We start from the raw sequence: 4,687 nt of genomic DNA on the forward strand, positions 1-4,687 counted from the left end.
ATCGACATAGCGCTGCTCGTCTCCGGGGAGAGGGAGCCATACGAACCCTTCAAGTATTGCCATGAGGATCGCATCCGATCTGGAGCGATGCATCACGCCGAGGTACGAGGTGGATCTCCGGATTCTCAATACGGCGCCCGTGGAGTTCCAGTATGAGGTGGTGAAGACGGGACGGCTTGTCTTTGCCCGGGACGAGAGCCTGCGGATTGCATTTGAGGCTGATGTACTGGCGAAGTACCTCGATCTCAAGCACCTCTACGACAGGATGGACAGGGCGCTTCTTGCACCGGTGACCCGATGAGAATTCTTCACCATATGCGGGAGCTTCGGGATGCGGCAGGAGATTGGGAACAGTATCAACGCATCTCCCGCGGAGCAGTTCTTCTCCGATCGGGATACCCGGAATATGGTTTTTCACGCCATGATGATCGGTATCCAGTCTGCGATCGATATTGCGACCGATCTGATCGCAGAAGAGCGGCTCCGGAAGCCTGCAAGTTACCGGGAAACTTTCATCCTCGGCGAGAGCGGGATTCTCCCCGAACCGCTTACCCGCGATCTCTTGGCTCTGGCAGGGCTCCGCAATGTCCTGGTTCATATCCACCGGGATCTGGATCTCGAGCAGGTCTATGCGATTCTGCAACAGGATCTCGGTGTTCTCAAAGCATTCCTCGATGCCGTACAGGAGCATCTCCGTGGTCGGAGTTCGGTTGACCCGTAGGGTGCCCCTCACGAACGTGCGTAACCGACTCTTCCGGCCTTCATTTCGGCTCCGGGTGCACCCTTTTTCTCCCCCGTCTCCGGCGACGGCATCCCCGGCGCATATTCCGGGGGCAGGAAGGTCGTCCCCCTTCGCCGTCCGGAAGAACTGCTGCAGGTGAAGGAACACTGCACGAAGGAAAAAATGAGTTTATCGCACGGGTCGGGGACGAGATCATCATCAAAGAGGCCCCGGCATTCATCTGCGACCGGTGCGGCGAGGCGTATTACCGTGCAGAAGCCTCCCGGAAGATCGATGCCGTGCTGAAGGATGTCCACGGCGGCAGGATCTGTTGCCGTCCCCTTGCGGCAGGCGAGGTCGAGCTCACCGTATAAGGAGAAGAGCCAGCACCGTTCGCCGGGGCAGGACGGTAGAAGAGGTGCGACCGGCCGCAGGGCGGGAGCTCAAGGAAGCGACGGCGCTGTACCTGGAAGAAACCCCACGCATCCGGCGTGAGGCTCGTGCATCCGGTAACGGATGCACAGAATTCCCGCCGGAAGACGGCCGGAGACCGATCATCACGACGTTCGAGGTGCCCGGGCATAAACATAGTATGCTACGTATGAGTGTATTCCTGAACCGGCACCGGGAACGTTCCCTCCTGCACGAGCGGTATCGGCGAAGGAGCCGAAGCTCGTTGTGCTCTGCGGGCGGCGGCGGGTCCGCCGTCGTCCCGAAAGGCACCCGCCCTCCTGCCGCTCGAGCTGATCGGGGAGTTACCCGGCGAGGACGGCTTCGAGCGGGCGTGGCTCTTACGTCCGGCCGCCCTCTCACTCTTTCTGAAGGGTGCGGAGATAATCAGTAAGAAACCGTTCAATATCGCGGATATCCTCCTGGAGGAGGTTGTAAATGGTTTCGTTATCGATATCCCGGTAGATATGAATCAAACGGTTCCTGAACCGGGCCATCCCTTGAAGACCGGCCGAAAACTCCGTATCAAAGAATCCATGCTCCTCCATGATGCGAAATGTATCTGCGTAATCCTCCGGCGCTCTCCACCGGTTCTTCGCAATCACGTGGTTGGCGAGATCGATGGCAGCCTCGATGCCGACGATGAGGTGGTACTTCGCGCTGGCGACCAGGGAGGATCCCTGGTAGCGACCTCTCTCCGCATGTGGCCGAGTCCTTTCAAGCGCTCGCATGCCTGCATCAGCTCTGATGAAAGTGCGGTGACTTTCTCATCATCGTACGAGACCAAGCGCTTCCCTCCGGTAACGCTTCCTGTAGTATGCGAAATTGTGGTAGTGAGCATAGATCCTGCATACAAAGTCGCAGCGTGCCCGCTCGTCGCGGGAAACGAGCACCTCTCCGGCCTGCAGAACCGAATAGGCGAACGGCAGAGGCGCAATGTTCAGGACTCTGACGTCGATGGGTACTCCTGCACTGCCTTCCAGCTCCTGCCCGAGCGCCATCTCATACCGGAGCGGATCGGCCAGTCCGCTGCTGCCGTCCTGCAGAAAGGCGCCGATGTCGATATCGCGGAAGGCACCGTGCAGAAAGGATCCATACACGTAGGCAAAGAGAATCTCCTCCCTCTCCGACAGCAGGGCGGCGAGAAGGTTAGAAAGTCGCTGCTTCTCATCCGGAGAGAGATTCCTGGGTCTCATCGTAGAGTGGTCGGCGTCGACGATAATGATCTTTGCGCCCATCCGGGAAGATCGCGGATGCGGTGTTCGCAGTTCCTCCGCAACCGCTCGGGCTTGCATGATTCCCGCAGAGCGAGATGCGGATGAAGAACCAGCACGGCCGGGGCGACCGTCGGCGGGTTTCAAGCCTCTCCGGAGCGCATCCCGGAGGCGGCTCCCGAGGGGGATGAGCCGGCGGGAGCGGGAGGAACTGTTCGGGCGCGGAAGATGCCCTGATTAGATACGAGCAGAGCCTCTCCGGAACTGCACGCCGTCAGAAGAGGCCCCTGCAGATCGTCAATACGCGACAGCTGTGCCCGGAGTCTGATACCCAGAAGGTCCGCTCAACACGCATAAGTACATGTTGAGCATAAAGTAGTATACTTATGACTCAACATATCTTTGTGAACCGGGAGAGGGAACTGCAGTTTCTCACGGACCGGTACCGTTCCCCGGTACCGGAGTGCCTGATCCTGTACGGAAGGCGGCGGGTGGGTAAGACCGCACTTCTTGCCCGGTTTCTCCAGGCGGTGCCGGGGTTCTACTTCCTGGCCTCGGAAGAAGGGACCGCACGCAACATCCGGGATTTCTCCCATTATGCAGGGGAGTACCTGGATGATCCGGACTTTGAGCGGAGTGTTTATCCGGATTGGCAGGCGGTGATGAAGGCTCTGGTCCGGCACCGGAACTTTTCCCCATCATCGGGGGGGAAAGCGGTGATCGTCATCGACGAGTTCCCCTACCTGATCGCCAGAGACAGGGCCACGCCTTCCCTCTTCCAGAAGGTGTGGGACATGGTTCTCTCCCGGGAGCAGGTGATGCTGATCATCTCGGGGTCATCGGTGAGCACCATGGAGACCGACGTGCTCGGGTACGCAAGCCCGCTCTACGGCAGAAGGACAGGGCAGTGGCAGCTTGAGCCTCTCCCCTATCCGTACCTCCGGGAGTTCCTTCCCTACGACGAGGAGGATCTGGTCACAGTCTGGTGCATGCTGGGGGGAATCCCCGCCTATCTCCGGATGTTCCGCCCGGACCGCTCTCTCTGGGAGAATGTGGAGGATCAGATCCTCAGGAAAGGTGCATACCTGTACTCGGAAGCGGAGCTCCTGATGCAGTATGAGTTCCGTGAAGCAGGGAACTACATGGCGATCCTCCGCGCTCTTACCGCCGGATATACCACCCTGTCGTCTCTCTGTCAGGAGACGGGGCTGGATAAAGGGCTGGCCTCCAAGTACCTTGCCGTACTCTCGCGTATGCACCTTATCAAAGACGAGGTGCCGGTGACCGCACACGCAGGCTACCGGAGGAGGCACTATCGGCTGACCGATCCCTACCTTACGTTCTGGTTCCGCTTTGTGTACCCCCGAAGGGCGGAGACCGAGACGGGAAAGAGCCGGGAGGTGCTCTCATCCATCAGGGAGGAGATCGCTCCCTACTGCGGAGGGATGTTCGAACTCCTCTGTGAGGACCTCGTCCGCAGGGGCATCCTCTTTCCGGATGCCTCCTGGTCACGACTGGGGCGGTGGTGGCAGAAGGAGGCGGAGATCGACCTGGTGGGGCTGGACGAGGCCTCCGGGAGCGTCCTCTTCTGCGAGTGCAAATGGTCCGCCCTCACCCGCCGCCAGGCCCGGCGCATCCTTGCGGCATTGCGGGAGAAGGCCGGCGCGGTGCGATGGAGGAACGGGGACCGGAATGAACGCTACGCCCTGGTGGCAAAGAGCATCGAGGGGAAGGAGGACCTGATACGGGAGGGGTACCTGGTCTGCGACCTGCAGGACATCGCCCGGCGCTCAAGGGAGTACCTGGCCGAAAGGCGCAGGCAGGGAGGGGCCGGGGCGGCGCCCCGGCCGGAAGAGCGGATGCTCTGATCCCGTGCCGCCCGGCATCTCTGGGGTGGATCCATCGCACGCCTGCAGCGCTCGGTGCTTATATAACCCGGATCATACCCAGAAATACGAGGAGGGTCGAAACGATGGGCGCTGTAAAAGAACTGTATATCGTCGACGAACATGGAGAGCGGGTTGCAGTCATCCTTCCCCTTGACGGGTACGGGCGGCTGCGGGAGGATCTCCATGATCCGGCCGTGGTGGCGGAACGGCGTCAAGAACCGACCGTTACGTTCGAAGAACTGAAAAAGCGCTTCTGAATCTTCACGGCTCCGTATGAGACGCGCTTCAAGGCGAGTATCGGGAACGACATTGCGGGCGTGCCGCACGAGAGGGTCTCACGTAGAACCCGGGTCGGCGTCGGGGAGGGGAGAAAGTTCGCCGTCGTCGGCGAGCTGAGATCGGCTTTCCGGACG

The 4,687-nt window shown here is 60.3% G+C and carries 7 protein-coding genes; 5 read left to right on the top strand and 2 right to left on the bottom strand.

Going from position 1 to position 4,687, the window contains the following annotated elements:
• The first annotated feature begins 109 nt into the window (after nucleotides 1-109).
• The 3 genes from BRA62_RS01400 (at nucleotide 110) to BRA62_RS01410 (ending at nucleotide 1,095) form a co-directional block, all read left to right on the top strand.
• A complete protein-coding gene (locus tag BRA62_RS01400; RefSeq protein WP_292364285.1) occupies nucleotides 110-301 on the top strand; it encodes a hypothetical protein in 192 nt (63 codons plus the stop codon).
• A gap of 30 nt (nucleotides 302-331) precedes the next feature.
• The gene (gene hepT, locus BRA62_RS01405) at nucleotides 332-721 is read left to right on the top strand and encodes a type VII toxin-antitoxin system HepT family RNase toxin (protein WP_292364287.1); all 390 of its coding nucleotides are present in this window, start codon (nucleotides 332-334) and stop codon (nucleotides 719-721) included.
• A 167-nt stretch (nucleotides 722-888) separates the two neighbouring features.
• On the top strand, nucleotides 889-1,095 hold the full coding sequence (locus BRA62_RS01410) for a YgiT-type zinc finger protein (RefSeq protein ID WP_292364294.1): 207 nt from the start codon (nucleotides 889-891) through the stop codon (nucleotides 1,093-1,095).
• A 435-nt stretch (nucleotides 1,096-1,530) separates the two neighbouring features.
• Here the strand turns inward: BRA62_RS01410 and hepT (BRA62_RS01415) are convergent, their stop codons facing one another.
• Both hepT (BRA62_RS01415) and mntA read right to left on the bottom strand, forming a co-directional pair.
• Nucleotides 1,531-1,902, bottom strand: a complete 372-nt coding sequence (gene hepT, locus BRA62_RS01415; protein ID WP_292364288.1) for a type VII toxin-antitoxin system HepT family RNase toxin — start codon at nucleotides 1,900-1,902, stop codon at nucleotides 1,531-1,533.
• A gap of 39 nt (nucleotides 1,903-1,941) precedes the next feature.
• On the bottom strand, nucleotides 1,942-2,409 hold the full coding sequence (mntA, locus tag BRA62_RS01420; protein ID WP_292364290.1) for a type VII toxin-antitoxin system MntA family adenylyltransferase antitoxin: 468 nt from the start codon (nucleotides 2,407-2,409) through the stop codon (nucleotides 1,942-1,944).
• A gap of 362 nt (nucleotides 2,410-2,771) precedes the next feature.
• Between mntA and BRA62_RS01425 the strand changes: the two genes are divergently transcribed.
• Together BRA62_RS01425 and BRA62_RS01430 are read left to right on the top strand one after the other, a co-directional pair.
• Entirely contained in the window at nucleotides 2,772-4,253 is a 1,482-nt protein-coding gene (locus BRA62_RS01425; RefSeq protein WP_292364291.1) for an ATP-binding protein, read from the top strand.
• Nucleotides 4,254-4,357: 104 nt separating this feature from the next.
• Nucleotides 4,358-4,531, top strand: coding sequence for a type II toxin-antitoxin system Phd/YefM family antitoxin (locus BRA62_RS01430; RefSeq protein WP_292364293.1), 174 nt, complete (start codon nucleotides 4,358-4,360; stop codon nucleotides 4,529-4,531).
• The last annotated feature ends 156 nt before the right edge of the window (nucleotides 4,532-4,687 follow it).

Source organism: Methanoculleus sp. UBA208 (assembly GCF_002498065.1).
Classification (GTDB): Archaea; Halobacteriota; Methanomicrobia; order Methanomicrobiales; family Methanoculleaceae; genus Methanoculleus.

Coding starts and splice junctions, on each gene's coding strand:
- hepT (WP_292364287.1), top strand. CDS start 332: ATGCGGCAGGAGATTGGGAACAGTATCAACGCATCTCCCGCGGAGCAG.
- hepT (WP_292364288.1), bottom strand. CDS start 1,902: ATGCGAGCGCTTGAAAGGACTCGGCCACATGCGGAGAGAGGTCGCTAC.
- mntA (WP_292364290.1), bottom strand. CDS start 2,409: ATGGGCGCAAAGATCATTATCGTCGACGCCGACCACTCTACGATGAGA.
- BRA62_RS01425 (WP_292364291.1), top strand. CDS start 2,772: ATGACTCAACATATCTTTGTGAACCGGGAGAGGGAACTGCAGTTTCTC.
- BRA62_RS01430 (WP_292364293.1), top strand. CDS start 4,358: ATGGGCGCTGTAAAAGAACTGTATATCGTCGACGAACATGGAGAGCGG.